15 protein-coding genes and 1 other RNA gene are annotated in these 24,596 nt (G+C 63.3%); 3 read left to right on the top strand and 13 right to left on the bottom strand.

The window, feature by feature from the left end; translation table 11 throughout:
- Positions 1–108 precede the first annotated feature (108 nt).
- Positions 109–1,173: a hypothetical protein gene (locus BW09_RS09005; RefSeq protein WP_140463756.1), complete on the bottom strand. Its 1,065-nt coding sequence runs from the start codon at positions 1,171–1,173 to the stop codon at positions 109–111.
- Positions 1,174–1,291: 118 nt separating this feature from the next.
- Positions 1,292–1,951, bottom strand: coding sequence for a histidine phosphatase family protein (locus BW09_RS09000; RefSeq protein WP_140463754.1), 660 nt, complete (start codon positions 1,949–1,951; stop codon positions 1,292–1,294).
- Between the two features lie 386 nt (positions 1,952–2,337).
- On the opposite strand from BW09_RS09000, the gene BW09_RS08995 reads away from it, so the two are divergent.
- Entirely contained in the window at positions 2,338–3,771 is a 1,434-nt protein-coding gene (locus BW09_RS08995; protein WP_140463752.1) for an MFS transporter, read from the top strand.
- Between the two features lie 315 nt (positions 3,772–4,086).
- On the opposite strand, the gene BW09_RS08990 is transcribed toward BW09_RS08995, so the two are convergent.
- Positions 4,087–4,623 (bottom strand): GtrA family protein, encoded by a 537-nt coding sequence (locus tag BW09_RS08990; protein ID WP_044089788.1) that lies wholly within the window; start codon positions 4,621–4,623, stop codon positions 4,087–4,089.
- Positions 4,624–4,768: 145 nt separating this feature from the next.
- Between BW09_RS08990 and BW09_RS08985 the strand changes: the two genes are divergently transcribed.
- The gene (locus BW09_RS08985) at positions 4,769–5,116 is read left to right on the top strand and encodes a phenylpyruvate tautomerase MIF-related protein (RefSeq protein WP_044089787.1); all 348 of its coding nucleotides are present in this window, start codon (positions 4,769–4,771) and stop codon (positions 5,114–5,116) included.
- Between the two features lie 108 nt (positions 5,117–5,224).
- Here BW09_RS08985 and BW09_RS08980 read toward each other — a convergent pair whose 3' ends face one another.
- The 9 genes from BW09_RS08980 to ffs all read right to left on the bottom strand — a co-directional run bounded on the left by BW09_RS08980 (position 5,225) and on the right by ffs (position 19,094).
- Complete coding sequence (locus BW09_RS08980) at positions 5,225–6,742, bottom strand: formate--tetrahydrofolate ligase (protein ID WP_140463750.1); 1,518 nt, start codon at positions 6,740–6,742, stop codon at positions 5,225–5,227.
- 98 nt (positions 6,743–6,840) lie between these two features.
- Entirely contained in the window at positions 6,841–8,442 is a 1,602-nt protein-coding gene (locus BW09_RS08975; protein ID WP_140463748.1) for a C69 family dipeptidase, read from the bottom strand.
- A gap of 252 nt (positions 8,443–8,694) precedes the next feature.
- Positions 8,695–9,249: a YbhB/YbcL family Raf kinase inhibitor-like protein gene (locus tag BW09_RS08970; protein WP_140463746.1), complete on the bottom strand. Its 555-nt coding sequence runs from the start codon at positions 9,247–9,249 to the stop codon at positions 8,695–8,697.
- Between the two features lie 412 nt (positions 9,250–9,661).
- Positions 9,662–11,812 carry an FIVAR domain-containing protein gene (locus BW09_RS10960; protein ID WP_181161811.1) on the bottom strand — a complete coding sequence of 717 codons (2,151 nt, stop codon included), beginning with the start codon at positions 11,810–11,812 and terminating at the stop codon, positions 9,662–9,664.
- Positions 11,813–12,073: 261 nt separating this feature from the next.
- Complete coding sequence (locus BW09_RS08960; RefSeq protein WP_140463744.1) at positions 12,074–13,225, bottom strand: DNA polymerase III subunit delta'; 1,152 nt, start codon at positions 13,223–13,225, stop codon at positions 12,074–12,076.
- Positions 13,222–13,911 carry a dTMP kinase gene (gene tmk / locus BW09_RS08955; protein ID WP_140463742.1) on the bottom strand — a complete coding sequence of 230 codons (690 nt, stop codon included), beginning with the start codon at positions 13,909–13,911 and terminating at the stop codon, positions 13,222–13,224. The genes BW09_RS08960 and tmk overlap by 4 nt, the downstream gene beginning before the upstream one ends.
- A 534-nt stretch (positions 13,912–14,445) precedes the next feature.
- The gene (gene topA / locus BW09_RS08950; protein WP_140463740.1) at positions 14,446–17,562 is read right to left on the bottom strand and encodes a type I DNA topoisomerase; all 3,117 of its coding nucleotides are present in this window, start codon (positions 17,560–17,562) and stop codon (positions 14,446–14,448) included.
- Positions 17,563–17,718: 156 nt separating this feature from the next.
- Positions 17,719–18,885: a phosphatase PAP2 family protein gene (locus BW09_RS08945; protein WP_140463738.1), complete on the bottom strand. Its 1,167-nt coding sequence runs from the start codon at positions 18,883–18,885 to the stop codon at positions 17,719–17,721.
- Between the two features lie 112 nt (positions 18,886–18,997).
- Positions 18,998–19,094, bottom strand: an RNA gene (gene ffs, locus BW09_RS08940) — signal recognition particle sRNA small type.
- A gap of 177 nt (positions 19,095–19,271) precedes the next feature.
- Between ffs and BW09_RS08935 the strand changes: the two genes are divergently transcribed.
- Positions 19,272–21,827, top strand: a complete 2,556-nt coding sequence (locus tag BW09_RS08935; protein WP_258185043.1) for a transglycosylase domain-containing protein — start codon at positions 19,272–19,274, stop codon at positions 21,825–21,827.
- 675 nt (positions 21,828–22,502) lie between these two features.
- Here the strand turns inward: BW09_RS08935 and leuA are convergent.
- Positions 22,503–24,419, bottom strand: a complete 1,917-nt coding sequence (gene leuA, locus BW09_RS08930; RefSeq protein WP_140463735.1) for a 2-isopropylmalate synthase — start codon at positions 24,417–24,419, stop codon at positions 22,503–22,505.
- Positions 24,420–24,596 lie beyond the last annotated feature (177 nt).

Raw genomic sequence — 24,596 nt, 5'->3', positions numbered from 1 at the left:
CCACGGGAAGTGACCAGTTTGGGGATTATCGGTTGCCGCAGAGGGCGACGAGAGCCGTGGGACATTCATGCGGAACACTGCAGCATGCGTACAGGCACAGTAGGAGCGCTACAGCTCCACGGTCTCCTTGGTGGGGTCGTCCTTGATGTGCGCGAACTTTGCGGCGAGGGCCTCCTTGTTGCGCTTTTCGTCCTCCTCCTTGGCCTTCTTCTTGGCCTCGGCGGGGTCCCACAGCACATCCTCGCGGTGCTTGGCCCACTCGGTGCCGGCCAGCGGCGCGATGATGGCCGCGGTGGCGTCCAGCGTATCGGCAGTATCGGTGGCGGCAGCACGGGCCTTGACCAGTTCCAGCAGCTGGCTGTCGGTCAGGCAGATGCGCGGGATGGCGCACTGCTCGCGCAGTTCGTTGACGTACAGCAGAATCGGCAGCGACTGGGCGGCCACGCGGCGGGCCGTAGCGTCATCGAGCACGGTGGCGGTATTGGCAGCAGTGTCAGCAACAGCACTGTCCGCGCCGGCCGCAACCGTAACGCCCGGCACATGCGCGGCCACCACTGCCAGCAGCGCATCGCACACGGCGAGCGCGGTGGCGAAGCGGTGGGCCACGGCGGCAGGGTCGGCCGAGCCGGCAAGTCGGTCACCGTCCTCGTCTGAGGCGGGCGAATCATCTCCTGCGGCCCCGGCGGACGCAGCATCCTCGGCACCCGCTTCACCCGCGCCAGCCGCATCGGCCTCGATATGCCGCTCGACCGCATCGATGGCCTCGCGAACCTCAGAACGAACAGACTCATCCCATTCGACGCCCAACGCCTCGGCGGCGGCAAACACCAATGCGGCGTTTCCGGTTTCGGAGTAGTCGAGCATCGTATCGTAGGCATCGTTGGCGGCGAGCAGCGTGTCGACAATAGACTGCGGGCGGCCCGGAATCTCGTCCGCGCCCTCGTAGACGAATTCGGCGTCCGGCACAGTAACATCCGCACCGGTCAGGATGCGGGCGAACGCACGGGTGATGCGCACCTGCAGGTTCTCGGCGTATTTCGCATCGTTGTCCATCTGCATGGCCTTCGTCAGCGGCCACAGGGCGATAAGCCGCGCCCCGGTTTCCGAGGCCTCGCGCACCGCCGGCAGCGCCGCCACGCGGTCGATTGCCTCTCGATTCAGTTCAACGGTCATGTCATGCTCCTTTGCTCGAGTCCCACGCCCCTCAGCGGGCCGGCCAGTTCTTCCAACGATTGTAGTGCGCCATGCCAGTGGTTCGCTCACGCATTCCCGGCTTCTCCGGCAAAATACGTCAGTTGATGGCTGCTGCGTGATCCACATACGTGATGGACATCACACGGCCGGTCTCGTTGTCGTAGGTCACGGACGTGACGGACGCGAGCGCGGTGTGCCGCAGGAACATCCAATGCTCCGGGTGTCCGGTCTCCAGATAATGACGATAGGACCAGATCGGCGACTCGTGGCTGACCACCACAATCTGCTGACCGGGGTGCTGAGCTACCTTCTCACGAGCAAAAGCGTCCATGCGCGCCGCAATGTGCTGGTAGGACTCGCCCCAGCTGGGCTTGTACAGGTTCAGGACTAGCTTCCAGTTGCCGTTGCGCCACAATGCGCCCTCGCCATGGCCGATCCGCTTGCCCCGGAATTCGTTGCCGGCCTCGATCACTCGCTCGTCGGTGGTGAGTTCGAGCGGAGCTTCGCCTCGCTCCCCGCGCACGGCGTTGAGCGCGTCGATGATCGCGCCGGCGGTCTCGCGCGTGCGATCGAGCGGGGAGGAATACACGGCGGCAATCGTATTGGTCTGCGGATTGGAGGCCAGATAGTCGGCCGTGGCCTGGGCCATGCGACGGCCCACGTCGGACAGATGGAAGTCGGGCAGACGCTCGTAGAGCAGGTGGTCGGGGTTGTACACCTTGCCGTGGCGGACGAAGTGGATGGTGGTGGCGGTCATCGGCGGGCCTCCTTCAGGAACTTGCCGGGCAGGGTCGCGGCGTCATCAGCAATACCAATCAACCCAATCAACAATGGCATAATCCCTATCCTATTGCCGGCGCTTTCGCCACGGCACAGACACAGTCCGCGCATCGCCGGCGCTCTTGTCTAGCACGACATCGCTGGCGTATCGCCCAAGGCAAAACCCAACCGATAATCCTTAATTACCGCGTGTCAATCCAAGCCAACACATAGAGTAGCGTTGACGCAAATATGCATAGCGGCATAAGCCACGCAAACTTTGCGCACCCAGGACAGACACATCATTCGATGAGGGCTTCGCCGGCCAACGCCAAGGGCGGCGAGGGACATCCAATCGGGAGCGGAAAGGAGCGTAGTGCTGTAATGTCCAATGCGAACACCGTCACGGCCGCCATCAAGGAAGTCGGACATAAGGTTTTTGGCGGGTATGCCGAGCTGCTGCGCATCCCGCACACCGCGCGTTATTCGATCGGCGGCGTGATCGCCTGCATGCCGTTCCCGATGATCGGCATGACCATCACCATCTCCGTGCAGCATTACTATGGCAACTATTCGCTGGCCGGCATGCTCACCGCCGTCCAGGCGATTGCGCTGGCCATCTCCACTCCGCTGCTCGGCAAGCTGACCGACAAGTTCGGCCAGCGGCAGGTCTCCATACCGACGATCATCGTGTGGATCGTGGCAGCCATCGCGTTGACCACCTCCATCACCAACCGCGCGCCTGAATGGGTGCTGTACTGCCTGACGCCGTTCCTGGCAGCCATCCCGCCGTGGGGCGCGATGAGCCGCGCCCGCTGGACCAAAATCCTCAAGGGCGACCGCGAACGGACCGACCGCGCGCTCTCGCTGTGCGGCGTGCTCGACGAATGCATGTGGGTGGTCGGCAACCCGCTGGCCTCCACGCTGGCCGTGATCTCCGGCCTGCTGGCGTTCTCGTTCACCGGCATGTGCGTGGTGGTGGGCGCGTTGATGTTCCTGACGGAACTGACCACCGAGCCACCGTCACAGACCGTGTTGGCACGCCGGGAAGGCATCACCCGCAAGGAATACCGCGAGCGCGAGGCCGCCAAAGCCGAGGCGCTGCGAGTGGAGACCGCGGCCGAGGAGACGCGCCGCCGTCTCACACGCGACGGCGTGACCGATGAGGCGCAAATCCGGGCAGCGATCGACAAGGCTGTGGCGGATGCGCGCTCCGGCAAGAAGGCGTCCATCTGGGGCCCCGGCCTGATCGCCGTGTGCGTGACCTGGTTCGGTTTGGGCGCATTCCAGTCGGCCGCCGGCATCTCGATCATCGCGTTCGCCACCGAATCGAACATGAAGCAGTACACGGGCTTCGTGTTCGCCTGCTTCTCCATCAGCTCGCTGATGGGCGCGCTGGTGTATGGCGCGAAGAACTGGTCGATTGCCTTGTGGAAGCGCTTCTACTTCTGCCTGGCCGTGGTGAACCTCGGCATCGGCACGTTCATGTTCGCCAAGCACCTGTGGGTGATCATGATCATCTACCTGATCATCGGCGTCTGCCAGGCCCCCACGTGGATCAACGGCAACCAGCTGATGCTGCACCTCGTGCCGCCGTCACGCCTGACTGAGGGCATGGCGTGGATGGGTGCGATGAACTCCATCGGCGCTTCGGCCGGCTCGGCGATCGCCGGCCAGTTCATCGACCGTATGGGCTCGCACGGCGGCTTCATGGTGGTGACGGTGCTTGCGCTGGGTTCGCTGGCGATCGCGCTGATCGGCTTCAAGCAGATCAAGAGCTCCACCGAGCAGCCGACGCTGACCGAAGTGGCGGTGTGAGCGCTCGCGCGGGGCGCGTAAGCATGGCGGCGCGCGACGAGCGTAGTGCGCAGCGCGTGTAGTGCTGTGGTGCGCGGCATGCGTGTAGCGGGGGCGGAAACCCGTGGGATGCGAGTGCAGAACAGGCCTTGGTGTCGTTGCATCCCGCAACCCAACAGACATCACAAATTCACAATGGCGGAATTCCACTGTTTTCCGCAATACAAAACGGGACGTAAGTGCACTCAATCGGTTGAGCGCGCTTGCGTCCCGCATGGCCGTGGGACGCAAGTGCAGAAATACGGATTCTGCGCTTACGTCCCGAAGGTATGTCCGTTACTTCGGCCAGCCCTTCGGCGTGTGCTCCAGCGACCAGACGCCAAGCTTGTGGGAGAAGCTGTTCTGCCACTTGGCTTCAAGCTCTTCGGCGCTCAGCTTGTTTTCTGCGGAGCGCAGACGGTTCATCGCATTGGTATGGGTGTCGTCGAGCAGCCACTTGCGGATGAGGAAGTTCCAGACCATCACCACGGCGGTGGCCACCAGTTTGCCGACGTTCGTGCGCAGCAGGTATTCGGCATGCTGCGAGACATAGGCATCATGGTTCATGCCGTAGGTCGCCAGCCAGATGATCGCATCGTTCATGAACAGGCCCACGACCGCGCCCGCCACGAAGATGACGATCTCCATCCAACGGGCCATGTCGTCGCGGTGCTTGAACACGAACTTCATGCTCGCCAAGTAGTTGAAGATCAGCGAGATGATGAAGGAAATGGTTGCGGCAAGCACATTGTGCATGTGGAATACGCCGACCAGAAGATTGAGGATGCCCCAGTCGATGATGAAGGCGATGACGCCCACAATGCCGAACTTCATAAGCTGTGCAATCAGTTTTCTCACAGTGGGTATTCAACACTACCGGGCTGACTGTTGGTCGGGTATCACAGGGAAAGGCCAATAATCTCCGCAATTGCGTTCAGGGCTACACTGGAGAAGCGAAACGAACGATCAAGGAGGAATCATGCCTGTCATCCATACCCACGTCTCCGTGAAGACCACCCCCGAGCAGCGCGAGGCGCTCAAGGCCGCATACGGCAAGGCCATCACCGCCGTGCCCGGCAAATCCGAAGGCTGGCTGATGTGCCCGTTCGAGGACGAGATGCCCATTTACTTCGGCGGCTCGGACGACCAGCCCGCCGCCTACGTGGAGGTCAACGTGTTCGGCCGCTCCGTGCCGAGCTCGTCCTGGGAGAAGCTCACCGAATCCATCATGGCCGCGCTGAACTCCACGCTGGGCATTCCCGAGGACCGCACGTACATCCGCTACACCGCCACCACCGACTGGGGATGGAATGGCGGCAACTTCTAGTTGTCACCATTTCTTCGCGGCAAAGCCGCTCACAACCCCTGAAAACCGGAAAGCCCACCGCTTTGGTGGGCTTTCTCCGTTAGTAGGGCTTGGTGAAGAGTGAACGGATCACACGATCTTCGGCATCGGGGTGGTGAGGCTGGTGGTGAGGTTCACGTGCACCAGACCGGCGCCGGCATGCACTTCGACCTTCTTCAACGTCACGGTACGCTCGTCTTCCGGGGCGCGGTCGTTGTCGGTCATCGTGGCCGGGGACTTGACCGCCACGAACGCCAGATCGTCCAGCGAGATACCCGCGCTCTGGCACAGGGCCATCGCTTCGGCGACGGAATCGGTGAAACCGGGCTTGTAGAGCACACGCTCGGCCGGCACGCCATAAGCGTGCTCCGCCACCCACTTGGCGTTCTCGGTCAGAGCCATGCCCTTGTGAGAGTGCGGCTCGGCCGGCATGGAGCCGTTCTCAAGCACGTCCACGAAGGCGTCAAGCTGCGGGGCCAGCGCCTCGCCACCGTCACGGAACAGGTTGCCGATGATCGGCGTGCGGAATTCCAGTTCCGCAGCGGTCTCCTTGAGCGACGGAATCTGGTCATCCTCGCCCTCCCACAGGTTGATGAGCGGGAAGGTCGGGATATCGAGGCCTTCGAGGCGCTGCACATGGAACGGGTAGCGCCACGCCAGATCAGGGTCGTCGCGCCACGTGGAGGCGCGGGTCACGACAACCGCGGCGGACGGCCACTGCGCACCGTATTCGCGGCAGGCGATGTCCAGCCACTTCTGCGCGCCCGCGTCGGTGCCGTAGCCGGCCTCGACAATCACGACGTCGTGCAGCGCGCAGGCCATCTCCACGCTGACCAGCGTCGGGATGCCGATGGACACGTTGGCGAACGGGCCGCCGTGCACGTACACCGGAGAGCCGTTCACGGTTTCGGTGAGCGCCGGCTTGACGGCGTCGGCGAGGATGCCGGTGATACGCCACAGGTCGACGAATTCGCCGAAGGTCACGGCCTTGCCGTCCTTGGTGCCGGCGATCATTTTGGACACGCGCTCGGCAATCTCATCCATCGAGCGGGACAGCACCACGATCTGCATGAGCTCGCAGGTTGGGGTGAGCACAACCTTTTCCGCCACGTCACCCTTGCCGTAATCCACGGCGATGGAGCGCAGGGAGCGGCTCGGCACTTCGGAGACGCGCGGCACGAGGATATCGTCCAGCTTGTCTTCGTCCACGGCCTTCTCGGCGAAGGAGACGAGCAGGTTCTGGGCCGCCTCGATGGCGCCCATCTCGCCGCACAGGCCCCAGTCGATGAGCTCCGGGTGGGTCAGGGATGCCTTGCCGCCACCGGAGGCGCCGCCCTTGGAGCCGGCTGCGGTGATGCCCATGCTGGGCTGGCGCAGCACGGCGGCCGCGTCGATGCCGCGCTTGTTGAGCGCGTCGATAAGGGCGATGGTGGTGGTGGTCTTGCCCTCACCGCGCGACGCCTTGAGCGGCGTATCGGCGGTGACGAGCACGACCTTGCCGTGCTTGCGCGGGGCGTCCGGGTTGTCGGCCAGGTACTTCAGGTAGCCGAATGCGTCGATTTTCTTGACCAGGCCGTACTGGCTGGTGAAGTCTGCGATGGTGGTCATATAAACGCCTTTCTGTGTTTGTGGTGGGGCAGTCCATCTCGGCTCCCCTTATTCTCATTTCGCCCAGCTCCCCTCAAAGAGGGGAGCCTGATGACGGACTAGAAGTCGGACATGTGGAAGCCGTTCTTCATCTCCATGCTGCGCGTGTAGAGCACGGAGTCGAGCAGCTTCTCGGTTTCCGTCTTGAGCTGGTCGGCCATGGTCTGGTTGGCGGCGGCGAGGATGCCGCGCACTTCGGGGTTGCGCACAGCGGCGATGATCTCGTCCGGGGTCATCGGCTGCACGTCGCCGTCCACGTTGTCCGCCTCGAACTCCTCCTCGGCGGCCGACTGCTCGGCCTCCTCGGCGGAGGTCAGGCCGAGCCGCGCCACCTGCTCGTCGGTGGCGGCCACCAGACGGTGGCCCATCGCGCCGGTCTTCTCCTGGTAGCGCTCGATGGCGTTGACGGTGGAGCGGAAGGCGCCGTCGCACAGGGCGGCGATGATGCGGTTCGCCCAGTAGAAGTTCTCGGAGGTCACGCGGGTGGTGGTGTCTTCGAGGTATGCGGGCGTGGTGTCGACGTTCGGGAAGAACGGCACCAGCGTGTTGAACGGGTTGGAGCCGTAGGCCAGCCACTGGATCGCGCGCGAGGCCTGCGGGCGGTACGGGCGGATCTGCATCACGGCGAGCTGGCTCTGGCGGTTGATGCCGATCGGACGGTACATGTGGCGCGTACGCTCGTCGCCGAGCTGGCCGTACGGGTCGAACGGCGTGCCCTGATAGTGGGAGCTCAGCACGTACTTGATGTCCTCGATGGTCACCTTGCGCTCAGGCTGGCGGGCCCACGGGATGTCGTTGGATTCCGGGTTGTGGTCGGCGTCCGGGCCGTCCCAGACCTCGTCGTACGGGTTGAGGAAGCGCTGCATGTACCAGGCGCGCGGGGTGTTGTACACGTGGTCGGAGTCGGAGTGGGAGCCGAAGGCGTCGCGCGGGTTGAACGGGGTGGTGTTCTCCACCGCGAGATCGAGATGGTTGGTTTCGATGAACTCGGCCAGGTCTTCGGAGCACATGTGGTCCTCCTGGTCGCCCAGGGCGTCGGCCAGGTCGAATTCGTCGATGCCCAGCTGGTTCGGCATGGTCACGTACGCCTCGTCCGGCACACGCTTGGCGATCCAGTGATGGCCGCCGACAGTCTCCAGCCACCAGATCTCGTTGGAATCGGAGAAGGCCACGCCATTCATCTCGTAAGTGCCATATTCCTCAAGTAGGGAGCCGAGTCGCTCCACGCCCTCACGTGCGGTCTTGATGTACGGCAGCACGATGGTCAGGAAGTCCTCTTCGCCGATGCCGCCGGGCACTTCGGGCTCGTCGCCCTTGGCCGGCGCGTATTCCACGAACGGATCGGCGCCGAGCACGCGCTCGTTGGTGGTCAGTGTTTCGGTGGCGCTCATCGCTACGTTCGCTTCGTTGACGCCCGCTTCGCCCCAGATACCTTCCTTCAGATCCGCATTCGGCACTGCAGTATATTGCAGCGGATTGTCAGGCAGTTCGATGGTCAGGTGGGCGATCACCGACTTGTATTCGCGCGGCTGCTCTTCGGGCTTGACGACGATGAATCGCTTGGGATTGAACTCGCCGTTCGCGGAATCCTCGTTGCGGGCGATGATGGTGGAGCCGTCATAGCTCGCGTCCTTGCCTACCAGAATCGTGGTGCAGGCCATAAGAATGCATTGTCCTTTCGTTATGTGTTCGTTATGTTTATTGGGTTCGCTGTGTTCATATTCGTCGTACTGTTCGCGTGAACAAACACCCCATGATGTAGGGAAAGCCCCACGATGCGGTCGAACAAAATCGAACAATGGCGGAATACCAACGTTTTCGCTGACTACATCATGGGAGTTTCCCTACACCGTGGGAACTTCCCTACACCGTGGGATTGCCACTACACCGTGGGCGGTTGCCCACAACCGGTGTCACGCCTTGCCGGTGACGAACATGGCACCCTGGTCGGGGGTCTCGCCGCATTCGCGCAGCTTGTGCAGCAGTTCGTTCATCCAGAATCCCTGATTGAGTCCGGGCAGCGGTTCCTTGGTGGCCCAGACGTGCAGGTAGTAGTCGTGGTCCTTGTCCGGCGGCTGCGGGCCGTTGTACCGCATGGTCACGGCCGGATCGCTCTCGCGCCCCACGAACTTGGAGGCGGAGGAATTGCGGCCCTGCACCGCCTCGGGAATCATCGCCGGCAACTGACGGGAGAAGTCCGGCGGGATAGCGAGCGCATGCGCATCATTGAAGTCGAACATCAGCGCGTCGATGGGCAGGTTCGCCACCGTCCAATGAATCCATTCGAAGCCGCAAACCGGAATCGAATCGGGATCGGTGAACGTCCAGTGCAGATAGCGGGCGTCCGGATTCACCTCGTCCACATAGAACGGGAAGGAGATGACGGGGATGCCGCTTACCCGGTATTCAGGTGCGGCGGCTTTGGCGAAGTCGTCGGGCACGACCTTGAAATCAGCGGAAATCTTCATACGCTCCAGTGTATCGCGGGGCATGTTACCGAAGAACCGATCGCCGATTAGCAGCGAAGCACTAGCGTACGTTTGGTGAGGCTTGAGCCGGCCTTACCTCACCAAACGTACACTGAGCAGCTCTCAGTGTACGTTTGGTGAGATATAGGCTCGCAAGACCGCAGCAAACGTATGCTGGCAACCAACGAGTCCAGCCGACTGGCCTTGGCATCAGTAGCACAGGCCGGCGCCGCATACGTGTGCCTGGCTTGGGCAACGTCCGCACGCTCATAGGGCCCGCTTCCCGTTGCACAGACATGGATAGCGAAAGAGGGCCTCTTCACAGGGAAGAGGCCCTCACAGGAACCGGCGAATCGCGTGACATACGCCGGTCAATATCTCACCGGGCGGCGCAGGTCATCGAACCGCTCGCTCAGGCGTTGCGGCGGCGGTACACCACCACGCTCACGCCCGCGGCCACCAGAGCGATGGCGACGAACGCAATCACCAGAACGCTGCTACCGGTGATGGGCAGCTTCTGCTGGTTCTTGTCGTTGTCCTTGTCCGGCTTGTTCGGAGTGGTCGGCTTAGTCGGCTTGTCCGGCTTGGTCGGGGTGGTGGAACCGGCCTTGACCAGGTTCTTGGAAGCCTCAGCCAGCTTCGCGGTCGCGGCAGTCACCTCAGCCTTCGTGGCATCGGACTTCGCAGCCACATCCTGAGCAGCCTTCAAAGCAGCAGCAAACGTGGACCAAGAAGCCGCCGTGTAGTCAGCCTGCTTCTTCGACTCCGCGGTCTTAATCGCAGACTGCAGAGCATACACATCCTCAGCAGACGGCTTCTCCGGCTGCGGAGTCGGCTCCTGGCCCTCGGCCACGGTCACCGGCGTCCAGCCGAGCAGCTTGCCGTCGTTGTCATACAGAGCAATCTTGTGGTCGCCGTTCACGGTGTCAGCGGGGATGTTGAACTCGACGTAAGCCTTACCATCCTTGTCCACGCGAACCGCGGACGACTTGCCGTCAGGAGAAGCAAGCTGCTTCGGAGTGGAGTAGATGTAGCCGGTCCAGTAGCAGTAGGAGCCCTTCTCCACCAGCGCCTTGCAGGTGGCGGATTCCTTCAGGCTGTCGATGTACAGGCGGTACACGGAACCGGCGTTCGCCTTGTTGCCGTCGGCGCCCTCGACACCGTTCTTGTTGGCATCGGTGAGGTCGGCGGAAGCGACCGGGCCGTTCGTGGCGGGCTTGGTGGTGAAATCTTCTACAGTCTTCAACGCGTTGGGCTGCACCCCTGGGCCACCGATGTCAGGTACCAACATAGATCCATCATCGAATGTCAGCACGATACCCGAGTACATCAATGAGGCAGGATCAGGTTGAGTGGTTTGGGACTCGGCGACGGTATAAATTACATCAGTTTCGCCCATAAAGTCGTCTGAAGAAGAATAACCCCAGTTGCCGTACTTGGTGCCGGCGAGCAGACCGGGAACCACGTTCGTGATCTCACCGGAAGCCGGAATGGGCTTGCCCTCCTCGGCGGTCAGAATGTATCCATGGTTGAACCACTGGCCCATGGCAGTCTGACTATTAGCACCCGTCACCGACGCAATCAGATTGTTGACTGTGAAAATGTTGGCGATCTCAGGGTCTTCATCGGAAATCGCGCCAGTAACGCAATCCCAAGCACTGCGAATACCAGGGGTAGCCCAGATAGAAGGATCGAATGTGCCGTTCACTGTGAACACGCGAGTAACGGTGGTGGAATAGCAGATCTTGGTGACGCTACCGGCGATCTTCGGATCAATAGTGTAGTGGGCCTTGAGACCGACCGTATGCTCGCCAACGTCCTCCACGGACTGGCTGTCCAACGTCACCAAATTCCCATCAACAAGGTCAAGGACCTTCACCTGCACGTCATCAGAAGTGTCTACGACAGTACCGTTCACGGACTTGTCGCCCCAATCGTCGACATTGACCTTGTCGCCCGCGACAAGCGCAAACTGCACGGTCGACGACGGCTTGTAAAAGCCACGGTAGAACACATCAATCGTCTGGGTCGATGCCGAGGCAGTGAACACCGAAGAGTTGTAATCGTATGCCCCGGTGGTCTGGCCGATTGCAGGCAAATCGCCGTTATAGTTCATGCTGGACATCACGCCATATGCCTTGCCCGGGGTCAGACCGGTCAGCGTGACCTTGAATGCGGCGGACTCATCCGCATGCGTGTATCTCGCGCCGTACTTCAAAGCGGTGGCCGGTGCCACAACCTTGGAAATCTGCGCACCATCCGCGGCAGCGGCCTTGGCTTGAGCCTTCGGTGCGGCCTGCTTCTGGTCTGCAGCGGCCGGAGCTGGGGTCTTCGCCGATTCCTTGGCGTTCTGGTCGGCCTTCGCATCAGACTGAGCCTGAGTCTGGGCCTTGGCGGCATCAGACTGGGACTGAGCAGCCTGAGCATCGGCCGTGGCGGTCTGAGACTGCGAGGCCTGCGACTTCACGACAGAAGCATCACCGGCGGCATCGTCGGCATACGCCGTGCCCACACCGGTGAGCATCATGCTCAAACCAGCGAGGACGGCAACAACTTTGCCCATCTTCTTCATAGGTTTCCCTTCACCAGTGCGTAATCACAACGATTACGCTCCTGTGCCAAAACGTTACCCCCCCCCGTAGTCAAAACCGTTTCGGCAAATGGACGAAGCACCCGGATATGGACAGGACACAACCAGGAGTGGACTCAGCATGGCGATCCAGTGGTCCGCGTCCGAAGTTCGTTGATTAATTCACTACCCCTCAGTCCCGCTTCGCGGGCCAGCTCCCCTGACAAGGGGAGCCTCATATATTCACGCAGGATACTACGGAATCAAGGCGCAGAAGAGGGCTTCGAACGTGAGCAGCGGATTGCCGTTGCCGGCCAAGCGCTTGCGGGCGCGGGCCACCTCGTCGAGGCGGGCCACGGCCCCGGCGCGGTTCAATCGCACGGACAATTCGGTAATCGCGGTACGGTTCTCGAGGTTGATGAGCCCCACGGAATCCTCGGCGTTGTTCTGCAGCACAGCCACATCACGGTAGATGGAGGCCACCGAGTTGAGCGCGCGGTCGAGCACGTCGCGCGTGCGACGGGTGGCGAAGCGCTTGACGTCGTCCTTCTTGGCCACCTGATTGAACGCGCCGCGCAGCTTCGGGGGGATGCGCTCCTCCTCCGCCAACCCGTTGACGCGGCGAAACTCCGCCTCCTGTTTGTCGGCCCAATCATTCGCGTCCGCCTCGGCCTGGCCCTTGGCATTGTCGATGAGGTTGCCAGCGAGCAGTACCGCGTCCGAAGCGCGGGCGAGGTTCAGCACGCCGACGACGAGCTCGTCACGGTCGGTCATCACCCGCTCGTTGGTGGCGTACAGGCGCGCGATGCCGATATGCCCTTCCGACAGCCGAGCCGCTCGCTGGGCGGTCTTCGGCTCCACGCCGGTTTCGGCCACCAGGAAATCCGCCACGGCGGCGGTCGACGGCACGGCGAGGTTCACCACGCGACACCGCGAGCGGATAGTGGGCAGCACATCCTGCGCGCTGGGCGCACACAGCAGCCAGATACAGCGTTCCGCCGGCTCCTCGATCTCCTTGAGCAACACGTTGGTGGTGCGTTCGAGCATACGGTCGACGTCTTCGATGATGATGATCCGCCACGGCGCGGTGGCGGGCATCTGCTCGGACGTGGCGATGAGGTCGCGCACCTGGTCGATGCCGATGGTCACCTTATTGGTGGTCAGCACAGTGACGTCCGGGTGCGTGCCGGCGAGCACCTGCTGGGTGACGCGCGTCGGCTCGGCGTTCATGCCGTGATCGGGGCTTTCCAGTGCGGCCGCGAACGCGCGGGCCATGTTGGAGCGGCCGGAGCCGGGAGGCCCGCAGATCAGCCACGATTGGGTAAGCTGCGTCGGGTCGCCTTGGGCGATGCGGGCCAGCATGTCCGCCACGGGCTTCTGCCCGACCAACGAATCCCACACGCTCATCGGACCGTCTCCTTGAGCAGCGCATCGATATCCGCTTCAATCGCAGCCCACACCTGTTCGATGGACTGGCTGGCGTCAATCACGCGGAATCGGTCCGGTTCGGCCGCCGCCAAATCGAGGAACGCCTGACGGGTACGGTTCTGGAAGTCACCACCTGCGGATTCCATGCGGTCTTCGGCATGCTGGAGGCGATTGTGGGACAGCGCCGGGTCCATGTCCAGCAGATAGGTACGAGCCGGCAACAGGTTATTGGTGGCCCACAGGCTCAGGCCCTTGATTTCGGCTGCGGTCAGCTCACGTCCACCCGCCTGATAGGCCAGCGAGGAATCCAGGTAACGATCGGTGATCACCACTTCGCCGCGCTCCAATGCCGGGCGAATCGTTTCGGCCACGTGCTGGGCGCGGTCGGCGGCGAACAGCAGCGCCTCCGCGCGCGGGGCGATGTCAGCGGGATGGGCGGCAGCAACGGCAGCGTCAGCATCGGCGGCAGCGTCATCAGCGCCAGCCGCAGCCGGCACGCCATGCAGCAACAGCCCGCGGATCGCAGACCCCAAAGCCGTGCCGCCCGGTTCGCGCGTGACCACCACCGTGCGGCCCTGCGACTCGAGATATGCACGCAGCCGCTCGACCTGCGTGGTTTTGCCCACGCCGTCAACACCCTCAAACGAAACAAACAGACCGCTCATACCTATCGACCTTAGCGTTAGGCACCGAGTTGCCCACCATTCGGCGGCTATTCGCTTACGAGGGGCTGATTTGGACGTTGGGGAATGTCTATCGGCCTTACGAGGGGCTGCCTCTCGAGTAGACGTTGCCTCAAAATGACGAAATGACGTTGGAGGGAAGCGGTTTCCGTGGTGTTGTAGACCATCGGACAGCCCCTCGTAACGCAGATAGACCTCCCAAAAAGCGGAAATCAGCCCCTCGTAAGCGAGATGATCGCCAGCAATAGACAAAACGACCCCTCACGCAATCACAATGACCCGTCAACAGGCGACGCAAAGGCTATCGACGGGGCATATCAGTGCAAAATTAGTGGTCTGTTTAGTAAATAATTGAGGGACTCAGCTTTTCTCTCCCCCAGTCAGCTGCGCTGACAGCCCCCTCATCAGAGGGGGCCACATACCACCGCTGTTTGCTTTACGGTGCTCCCCTGACAAGGGGGGCCAGAATATATGCAACGAATATGTGACGCGGACCGCTGGGGGCGCGCGGTCGGGTTACTGTTTTTTGGATTTGGACGGCTTGGCGGCGACGACCGGCGGGCGGACGAAGCCCTCGTTTGCGGTGAGCCAGTCAACGTCGGCCTTCACGGTGGCGGCAGTCGAACCCAGCTTCTCGGCGATGCGCGTGTTGGCCCATCCCTTGCCGGCGAGCTTCTTGACCTCGGCGCGACGTTCGGCGCGCTTGGCCTCGACGGCGCTCATCTTGGGCGCGGTCTGCGAGGCGGAACCTGCCTTGCCGTTCGTCTTGCCGCTCGCCGCACCGGCCGCACGACCACGGCCGCCGCGTCCGCCACGGCCCCGCGTGGACGGGCCGGCCGCACGCTTCTCAGCGAGCAGACGGAATGCGTCATCCGGGTTGATGGTCTCGGGCGTGTACTGGCGCGGCACCGTGCGGTTCGTCTCGCCGTCGGTGATGTAGGCACCGAAACGACCGTCCTTGATGGTCACGTTCTTGCCGGTGGCCGGATCGGTGCCAAGCTCGCGCAGCGGCGGCTTGGCGGCACCGCGACCACGCCCGCGGCCGTACTTCGGCTGGGCGAACAGCTCCTTGGCCTTGTTCAGGTCAACGGTGAAGATCTCGTCTTCGGACCCCAGCGAACGGGTCTCGGACTTGCCGTCCGCACCGGTCCTGGTCAGATACGGGCCGTAGCGGCCATTGTTGGCGGCCACCGTGTATTCGGAGACTTCGCCGGTTTCGGCGTTGGTCTCCTCATACTTGCCGACTTCGCGCGGCAGGCTCAGCAGGCGCAACGCATCCTCAAGCGAAAGCGATTCAGGGCTCATGGTCTTGAACAGCGACGCCATCTTGGGGCGCGGAGCCGCAGCAGCCGCGGCCTTCTTGGAGCCCTTCTTGGCTGATGCGCCGGCAGCTTCAGCAGCCGAATCGGCGCTGCCCTCGGCTGCAGCCGGCGGAATCAGCGCCACATACGGCCCGAAACGGCCATTGCGCACCTCGACTGTGCCGCCGGTCGCCGGGTCGGTGCCCAGCTCGCGCGGGCCGCCGGAATGATTGTCGATGAGGTCACGGGCCACGTCCACGGTGAGCTCGTCCGGTGCGATGGTATCGGGGAGGGATGCGCGCTTGGGATTGCCTTCGGCGTCCAAATGCTCCATGTCTTCCAGATACGGGCCGTAGCGGCCGATGCGCACGTGCATTCCGTCGCCGATGTCGATGGTGTTGATGGCGCGCGCGTCGATCTCGCCGAGCTGCGCCACCTGCTGCTGCAGTCCCTCATGGGCTTCGTCGGCGTTGCGGGCCGCGCCCTCGCCGGAACCGAAGTAGAACCGGGTGAGCCAGTCGCGCCCGGTCTCCTCGCCGTGGGCGATGCGATCCAGGCCGTTTTCCATATCGGCGGTGAACTGGTAGTCCACCAGCTTCGGGAAGTTCTGCTCGAGCAGCTTGACCACGGAGAAGGCCAGCCAGCTGGGAATCAGCGCACGGCCACGCTCGTAGACGTAGCCGCGATCCATGATGGTGGAGATGATGCTGGCGTAGGTGGACGGGCGGCCGATTTCCTTGGCCTCCAGCGTCTTGACCAGCGTGGCCTCGGTGTATCGGGCCGGAGGCTGGGTCTCATGGCCGTCCGGCTGCACGTCGGTGGCGTCCACCCGCTGGCCGACCTCCATCGGAGGCAGCGAGGTATTCGATTCGGAGGCGTCGCCCTTGGCCTTGGCTGCTGCCTCTGAAGTCCCCTCAGCGGCGGAAGCACCGCCCCCCGCAGCGGCAGTCTTCGGCTTGCGCCCCTCCCCTGTGGCCTTCATGAAGCCGGGGAATTCGATGACTGTGCCGGACGCCTGGAATACCGCCTCGCCTTCGGTCGGGCCAGCCGGCGCGGAGAGGCGCACGGTGGCGGTGGAACCGGTGGCGTCAGCCATCTGACAGGCGAGCGTACGCTGCCAGATCAGCGTGTACAGGCGCAGCTGGTCGACCGGCAGTTTGGACGCCAGCTCGTCCGGGGCATGGAAGCGCGAGCCCGCCGGGCGGATGCACTCGTGGGCCTCCTGCGCGCCTGCGGTCTTGGTGGCGTACTGCTTAGGCTCGGACGAGAGGAACCGGTCGCCGAAGTGATAGCTCACGGCGTTGCGGGCGGCGGCGATGGCCTCCTGCGACAGCGTCACCGAATCGGTACGCATGTACGTGATGTAGCCGTTCTCGTACAGGCTCTGGGCGGCGCGCATCACCGCGCGGGCGCCCATGCCGAGGCGATTGCCAGCGGTCTGCTGCAGCGTGGACGTGGTGAACGGCGGCTGCGGGCGACGGCGGTACGGCTTGGTCTCCATGGACATCACCGTGAAATCGGCGGTTTTCAGTGTCTCGGCCACAGCGGAGGCCGAAGCCTCGTCCAGCTGGCGCACGTTGGCTGCAAAGCCGTCCGGCGTGAGCTGGCCGTCCGCGCCGAAGTCCTTGGAACCAGCGAGACGCTTGCCGCCGAGGGAGATCATGCGGGCGCAGAACTCTGCGGTCTCGCCCTGCGCGTCCGGCGCGGCGAGCGTGGCCACGATATCCCAGTAGGGCGCGCGCTTGAAGGCCATGCGCTCACGTTCGCGCTCCACGATAAGGCGGGTCGCCACGGACTGCACGCGGCCCGCCGACAGGCCCGGACCGACCTTGCGCCACAGCACCGGGGAAAGCTCGTAGCCATACAAGCGGTCGAGGATACGGCGGGTCTCCTGCGCGTCCACCATATGCCCGTCCACGTCGCGGGTCTTGGCGAGCGACGCGTTGATGGCGTTCTTGGTGATCTCGTGGAACACCATGCGCTTGACCGGCACCTTGGGCTTCAGCGTCTGCACCAAGTGCCATGCGATGGCCTCGCCCTCGCGATCCTCATCAGTGGCGAGGTAGAGCTCGTCGGCGTTCTTGAGCGCGGATTTGAGTTCGCTGACCGTGCGCTTCTTGTCGCCGTCAACGATGTAGTACGGCTTGAAGCCGTCGTTCACGTCCACGCCGAACTTGCCGAACTTGGCCTTGTCCGCAGCCGGCACCTGGCTGGGCTGGGCAAGATCGCGGATATGGCCCACCGACGCCATGACGGTGTACCCCTTGCCCAGGTAGTCACCGATCTTGTGGGCCTTGGTCGGGGACTCCACAATCACAAGCTTGGTAGCCATTCCTTCTCCTTATTGTTTCCTGAAACGCACGGTGTTTCTTGGCGTCATAATACTCACGAATGGTATCGAACTGCCAAATTGGCGGCCGGGTGACGGCCTGTTCGCGACTTGTTCGCGCCCTGTTCACTGCCGCGCGGACTACGCAGACAGCGCAGACTACGCCGCCGGCGATGTCCGCGCGGACTGTGCCGGCGGCGCGGGCGGCGCACCGATCAGTCCCAGTCGGCTCAACGGCGCCGCCGTGATATGACGAAGCGCCAGCAGCAGTCCGAACGCGAGCGCGGTTACTCCGACAACACCAATCACGGCGGAGACGATGGAGCCTCGCACGGCCCACATGGCGCTGACGTTCAGGCCGGGCACCACCTGCCAGATCGCGTATGCGCTGTACAGCATCAGCAGCAGTCCACCGGTGATCAGCACGCTGCCGACAATCTGCACGCTCACCGAGGAGACGCGCCGGCCGGGATCGTCCATGCCGGACGTGCGCGTGCACGCCAGTATCACCAGCGCGAATCCGGTCACCAACAGTATCGACATCAACACATCCGACGTGCGGTGCCACTGCCCTACCATCACCGAGACACCGACCAATACCGACCATGTGCCGCCGACCACTGCCGCGAGCGCACGCAGCGCACGCGGCACGGCGATGAGCAGCAGCACCGCGCCAGCCACCGCGAGCATCGTATGTCCGGACGGCGCCGAATTGGCCACCGGTGATGCGGTCTGGATGATGAACGGGCGCGGCAGCAGCGCTTTGAGCTGGGTCGCGGCCAGGCAGACGCCGGCGAACACGACCATCTGCCCGACCAGCCACCAGCGCCGGCGGACCAGCGCCGCAACCAGACCAAGCCCGCCCAGCACGCAGCTGACCGTGACCACCAGCCACGACTGCGCCACGAGATTCATCGGCCCCGACGCCCATGCCGGCAGGCTGGTCGGCAGATTGACCCATACGATTTCGTCATACGACTGCCCGTTTTCGGTGTGGACGCATACCCACCAGATGCCGAACGCGGCGGCGGCGAGCAGCACACCGAACACCGCGCACAGCACGCGGCTGGATATGCGCGGGCGGACGGTCAGCGGATCGAGCAGGGCGAGACCACGGTCGACGGCATCGGTATCGTCATCGTTGGAGGCGTCCCGGCCAGCGCCGGGGAGTGTCGACGAATCAGTGGAACCGGCGTCCGGCGTTACCGGCTGCCATCGAAACTCAGGCCTCGCGCCACCCGCCCCGCGTGCGTCTGCCGGCGCGGAATCGACCATGTTCGTAGGCGCGTGCGGATCGCGAATCACTGGATGCTGTGCGTCATTCATATCCAAGACTGTACGGCCGCGCCTCGGACACCAGCGCGTCGCGTCAATCCTCAGAGCCAAATCCGCACATAGTGCACAGGGAAAAGACGTACGGGAAATCGCACAGGGAAATACAAGAAAACCCCCACGCACCCGTCAGAGGCCACTTACCCTTGCTGCATTCCTGCCCTGGGGGAGTTGGGTGACATAGCGCCGCGTGGAGGCTTTGTACAGTGTATGGATACGGGTGGACTACGTCAAGTTCGGTATACATATGGGGTATCGCCAAGGGACGCCACGGCGAAACCGGCCGGGTTTGTAAGAATTCGGCGCAAATACTATTCCCCCAGAGCCAAAATCGCCCATTCTCAGCGCACTTTTCAGCACCGGCAATTACGGTGGCATGCATGGCTTCTTATCAACGTCGCGCACGTGCCGGCAGCGATGGGCCCGCCCTTCGCCAGCCGCGCACCGCACACAGCAAGTCCGGACAAGCCGCTCAGGAAGGCGCATACCGTACAGGATCAGGCCGCAGCGGCAGTCGCGCCGACGGCACCGGAACCCGCCGCAGCAGCAGCCACCGAGCAAGCCAAGCCAGCCACGCCAGCCGCACAGGCTCAGCGCGTACCGCACGTACCGCGCACGCCACGCATCGCAGCCGCAATCACAAGAACAACAACGGCGGCAAAGGCAAGCATCGCGTACTCAAATGGGTGCTCGGCATCTTCTTCGGACTGATCGGCGTTGGTCTGCTCGCCGGCATCGGCGTGTTCGCATACCTGTACATCACCACCGAAGTACCGCAGCCGGAGAAGTTCGCGCTGGCGGAAAAGACCACCGTGTATTACGCGGACGGCACCACGCCGATCGGCTCGTACGCCGAGCAGAATCGCGAGATCATCTCCTGCACCGACCTGCCGGACTACATCGGCAACGCCATCGTGGCGTCCGAGAACCGCACGTTCTACACCGACAAGGGCATCGACCTCAAAGGCATCGCCCGCGCGTTCCTCAACAACGTGACCACAGGCACACGCCAAGGCGGCTCGACCATCACCCAGCAGTACGCGGAACGCTACTATCTGGGCGAAACCACCACGTACGTCGGCAAGGCGCGCGAGGCGATTCTGGCCCTCAAGATCGCGCAGACCGAGTCGAAGGACGAGGTGCTGTGCAATTACATGAACACGATTTACCTGGGCCGCAATGCCTACGGCATCCAGGCCGCCGCCAAGGCGTACTTCAACAAGGACGCCAAAGACCTGACGCTGCCCGAGGCCGCGATGATCGCCGGCATCATTCCCGCCCCCTCCACCTGGGATCCGGCGGACAGCCCTAAAATCGCCCAGCAGCGCTTCAATCGCGTGCTGAGCATCATGGAGGAAGACGGCTACATCACCGCCAAGCAGCACAAGGAGGCCACATTCCCGCAGACCGCGGAGGTGGCTCAGCAGAACGAATACCAGGGTCCGAACGGCTATCTGCTGGACATGGTGCAGCGCGAACTGGTCGGCTCCAAGGCCTTCACCAAAGAGGATCTGGCCACCGGCGGATACAAGATCGTCACCACCATCGACAAGGCCAAGCAGGATCTCATGCAGTCGGTGGGCGACACGCGTGCGGACGGCATGCCGGAATCCATTCAGGTCGGCGGCATCGCCGTGGAGCAGAAGACCGGCGCGGTGGTTTCCGTGTATGCCGGCTCCGATTACCTCAGCAAGCCGCTGAACAACGCGGATCAGGCCTTGTTCGAGCCGGGCTCCACGATGAAGCCGTTCGCCCTGCTCGGTGCCGCGCAGGAGGGCGTGAGCTTCAACACAATGTTCAACGGCAACTCGCACCAGCATTTCTCCGGCATCACCGCCGAGGTGAACAACGCGCTGAACATAAACTGGGGCAACATCAATCTGTATCAGGCCACGGCCAACTCGGTGAACACGGTGTTCATGAACGTCAACGAGCATCTGACGCCGCAGCGCACGGCCAAAATCGCGCATGAGGCCGGCATCACCGGCGACATCGACGAGACATCGCCGTACAACGTGCTGGGCATCAATGCGCTGACGGTGTGGGATCTGGCGCAGGGGCATTCGACCATCGCCAACAACGGCGTGAAGAACACGCTGCACATGGTGGCCAAGGTGCAGGATTCCAAGGGCAAGGACCTCTATAACGCGCCGAACGAGAACAAGAAGGTGTTCGACGCGAACGACTGCGCCCTGGTGCAGAAGGCCATGCAGGGCACGACCACGTCCGGTACTGCAGCGGGTGTGTCCTCGGCGCTCGGTGGACGGCAGGTAGCCGGCAAGTCCGGTACCGCCAACGACGAGCTGGCAGCCTCGTTCGTGGGGTATACGCCAAGCCTGATGAACGTGTGGGCTATCTGGAACCCGGATGCCGACGGCAACCCGCAGGTGGTGCCCGCGTTCGGCGGCTATGGCGTGACGTCCACCGGCTATCCGGCGCACCTGTTCACCGAGTACATGTCGCAGGCGTTGGCCGGCACCGCCGTGGAGCAGTTCACCACCGCCAAGGATTCCGGCAAGGTCGGCGGCCCGGACGGCACATGGGGCCTCGGCGGCTCGAAGTCCTCGTCCACGAACGGCCAGTCCGGCACGCAGAACGGCAGATCTAACTCCGATTCCTCCTCCGGCTCCACTTCCGGTCAGTCCTCCACACAGGAGTTCGCGCAGCAGTGCCTCAACAACGCGAGCTACTCCACTGAATGCCCGAACTATCCGGGCCCGCCCAGCGGCGGTAACGGCGGTAACGGGGACAACGGTTCCGGAAACGGTGACGGAGGCGATGGCGGTAACGGCGGTAACGGGGACAGTGGCGGCAACAGTGGCAATAGCAACGGAAACGGAAACAGCGGTTCCAGCGACTCCGGTGGCAATACCGGAAGCAATAGCGGCAATGGAAACGGCACGCCGTCCGGAGAAACCACCGGAGGGAACTCGTAATACCGCCTGCCTGTCTGCTTCACGGCAACGGTCCTGCAATCACGGACGCGCTGCGCGCGGCATCCTGCTGGCTCGCATGTCGGCTCGCACGTTGCCTACAAACAGCTTCGCTGTTTGCTTCACGGTGCTGTCCCGTCAAGGGGGCCAATGACCGGTCGGCTCCCCTTGTCAGGGGAGCTGTCGGCGCAGCCGACTGAGGGGTAGTCGACAGGAAGCTAGCCGACCTGATTTGGTCTCTCCCCCAGTCAGCTACGCTGACAGCCCCCTCATCAGAGGGGGCCATAGCCGTACGGACGCGCTGCGCGCGCAGTCTTCTGGCTCGCCTGTCGGCTCGCACGCTGCCTACAAGCAGCTTCGCTGTCCGCTTCACGGTACTGTCCCGTCAAGGGGGCCAATGACCGGTCGGCTCCCCTTGTCAGGGGAGCTGTCGGCGCAGCCGACTGAGGGGTAGTCGACAGGAAGCTAGCCGACCTGATTTGGTCTCTCCCCCAGTCAGCTACGCTGACAGCCCCCTCATCAGAGGGGGCCATAGCCGTACGGACGCGCTGCACGCTCAGTCTTCTGGCTCGCCTGTCGGCTCGCACAGCACCTACAAACAGCTCCGCTGTTTGCTTTACGGTGCTGTCCTGACAAGGGGAGCCAGAACGCACGCAACAGCCGGAGGGCTTTGCAGCCTCAGCGGGCGCGGTTGGAGCGGTTGACGGCGGAGATGATGGCCTTCAACGCGCTGGTGGTGATGGAGGAGTCGATGCCCACACCCCAGACGATCTGCGCATCATCGGCCTCGCCGACCTGGCATTCCACGTAGGACGCGGCCATGGCGTTGGTGCCCACGGACATCGTGTGCTCCACATAGTCCATGATGGAGGCGTCCACGCCGAAGTCGGAGATGGCGTTGAGGAAGGCGGCGATCGGACCGTTGCCGATGCCGGAGACCTCGCGCTCCACCGGCTCGTCGACGCCCACGTTCACGCCACGGTCGAGCAGGCGAGCCTTGAGCACGGTGTCCGAACCGTCCTCGCCGGAGCTGATGGCCACCTTCAGCAGCTTCAGACGGCCCCACGGCTCGAGAGATGTGTCATGCGTGTCGCCGACGACCACGCCGGCGGCGGTCATGCCGGACTGCTCGACCGGCAGGTACTCGTCCTTGAACAGACGCCAGATGTCCTCGTCCTTGACTTCCTTCTTGGTGTCGTCCGCGTACTTCTGCACGACCTTGTCGAACTCCACCTGCAGACGCTTGGGCAGGTCGAGGTTGTGGTTGGTCTTGAGCAGGTAGGCCATGCCGCCCTTGCCGGACTGGGAGTTGACGCGGATGATGGCCTCATAGGAGCGGCCGATGTCCTTCGGGTCGATCGGCAGGTACGGTACCAGCCAGACGAAGCTGCTGAGGTCGGCGCCGGCGCGGTCGGCGGCCACCTGACGGGCTTCGAGGCCCTTCTTGATGGCGTCCTGATGGGAGCCGGAGAAGGCAGTGAACACGAAGTTGCCGGCGTACGGGTGACGTTCAGAGATCTTGATCTGGTTGCAGTACTCGACGGTCTTGCGAATTTCGGGCACATTGGACAGGTCGAGCTGCGGGTCGATGCCCTGGGTCAGCCAGTTGAGGCCCAGCGTGACCAGGTCCACGTTGCCGGTACGCTCGCCGTTGCCCAGCAGGCAGCCTTCCACACGGTCGGCGCCGGCGAGCACGGCCAGCTCGGTGGCGGCCACGCCCATGCCCTCGTCGTTGTGCGGGTGGAGGGACAGCACCACGGCGTCACGGTCGTCGAGATGGGTGGAGACGTACTCAACTTCGTCGGCGAACACGTTCGGCGTGGTCATTTCCACGGTGGCCGGCAGGTTGATGATCATCGGGTGCTCGGGCGTCGGCTTGATCACGCCGATCACCGCGTTGCACACCTCGACCGCGTACTCCGGCTCGGTGCCGGTGAAGGATTCGGGGCTGTACTCGTAGTACAGGTCGATGCCCTTGGCCTCGGATTCGAGGTCTTTGCACAGTTCGGCGGCGTCGGTGGCGAGCTTCTTGATCTCTTCCCTGTTCTTGCGGAAGACGACCTCGCGCTGCAGCACGGACACGGAGTTGTAGAAGTGCACGATAGCGCGCTTGGCGCCCTTGAGCGCCTCATAGGTGCGACGGATCAGGTGCTCGCGGCACTGCGTGAGCACGACGATGGTCACGTCGTCCGGAATCAGCTCACGCTCGATGAGCATGCGGATGAAGTCGAAATCGGTCTCGGAAGCGGACGGGAAGCCCACCTCGATCTCCTTGAATCCCATGGAGACCAGCAGGTTCCAGAAGCGCAGCTTGCGTTCGGAATCCATCGGGTTGACGAGGGCCTGATTGCCATCGCGAAGGTCGACGGAGCACCAGCGCGGCGCGCGCTGCAGTCGCTTGCCCGGCCACGTGCGCTCCGGGTAATCAAACGGAATCTGCTTGTCATAGGCCACGTACTTGTTGTACGGCATGCGGCTGGGCTTCTGCGGATCGCCGATGAATCGTGCCGGAGGCAGCAGCGGGTCGTTGTTCCCCCCATTGGATGCCGCAGCGACGGCTGCGAGATCAAAGACAGATGATTGATCCTGACCCATTGTTCCTCCTTTTCTTGGGTTGTGCGCACGCTCGGGCATAGCACTGGCACTGCTGACGCCAACAGTGTTGACACCGGCATTACACTGTGCCACCTGTGCGGTCCGCTATGGGATTCACTCCACCCATATGGCCCGTACGGCCAGTGCCGGCTGATGTCAGCTGATGTCAGCCCGCGA

Source organism: Bifidobacterium sp. UTCIF-1, assembly GCF_006408915.1.
In the GTDB taxonomy this organism is placed as follows: Bacteria; Actinomycetota; Actinomycetes; order Actinomycetales; family Bifidobacteriaceae; genus Bifidobacterium; species Bifidobacterium reuteri.
The sequence above is the reverse complement of the archived record's forward strand: the minus strand, read 5'-3'. Positions and strand labels throughout refer to the sequence as shown.

Coding starts and splice junctions, on each gene's coding strand:
- tmk (WP_140463742.1), bottom strand. CDS start 13,911: ATGAGCGGTCTGTTTGTTTCGTTTGAGGGTGTTGACGGCGTGGGCAAA.
- BW09_RS08960 (WP_140463744.1), bottom strand. CDS start 13,225: ATGAGCGTGTGGGATTCGTTGGTCGGGCAGAAGCCCGTGGCGGACATG.
- BW09_RS08970 (WP_140463746.1), bottom strand. CDS start 9,249: ATGAAGATTTCCGCTGATTTCAAGGTCGTGCCCGACGACTTCGCCAAA.
- BW09_RS10960 (WP_181161811.1), bottom strand. CDS start 11,812: ATGGGCAAAGTTGTTGCCGTCCTCGCTGGTTTGAGCATGATGCTCACC.
- leuA (WP_140463735.1), bottom strand. CDS start 24,419: ATGGGTCAGGATCAATCATCTGTCTTTGATCTCGCAGCCGTCGCTGCG.
- BW09_RS08935 (WP_258185043.1), top strand. CDS start 19,272: ATGGCTTCTTATCAACGTCGCGCACGTGCCGGCAGCGATGGGCCCGCC.
- BW09_RS08980 (WP_140463750.1), bottom strand. CDS start 6,742: ATGACCACCATCGCAGACTTCACCAGCCAGTACGGCCTGGTCAAGAAA.
- topA (WP_140463740.1), bottom strand. CDS start 17,562: ATGGCTACCAAGCTTGTGATTGTGGAGTCCCCGACCAAGGCCCACAAG.
- BW09_RS08995 (WP_140463752.1), top strand. CDS start 2,338: ATGTCCAATGCGAACACCGTCACGGCCGCCATCAAGGAAGTCGGACAT.
- BW09_RS08975 (WP_140463748.1), bottom strand. CDS start 8,442: ATGGCCTGCACCACGATTCTGGTAGGCAAGGACGCGAGCTATGACGGC.
- BW09_RS09005 (WP_140463756.1), bottom strand. CDS start 1,173: ATGACCGTTGAACTGAATCGAGAGGCAATCGACCGCGTGGCGGCGCTG.
- BW09_RS08985 (WP_044089787.1), top strand. CDS start 4,769: ATGCCTGTCATCCATACCCACGTCTCCGTGAAGACCACCCCCGAGCAG.
- BW09_RS08990 (WP_044089788.1), bottom strand. CDS start 4,623: ATGAAGTTCGGCATTGTGGGCGTCATCGCCTTCATCATCGACTGGGGC.
- BW09_RS08945 (WP_140463738.1), bottom strand. CDS start 18,885: ATGAATGACGCACAGCATCCAGTGATTCGCGATCCGCACGCGCCTACG.
- BW09_RS09000 (WP_140463754.1), bottom strand. CDS start 1,951: ATGACCGCCACCACCATCCACTTCGTCCGCCACGGCAAGGTGTACAAC.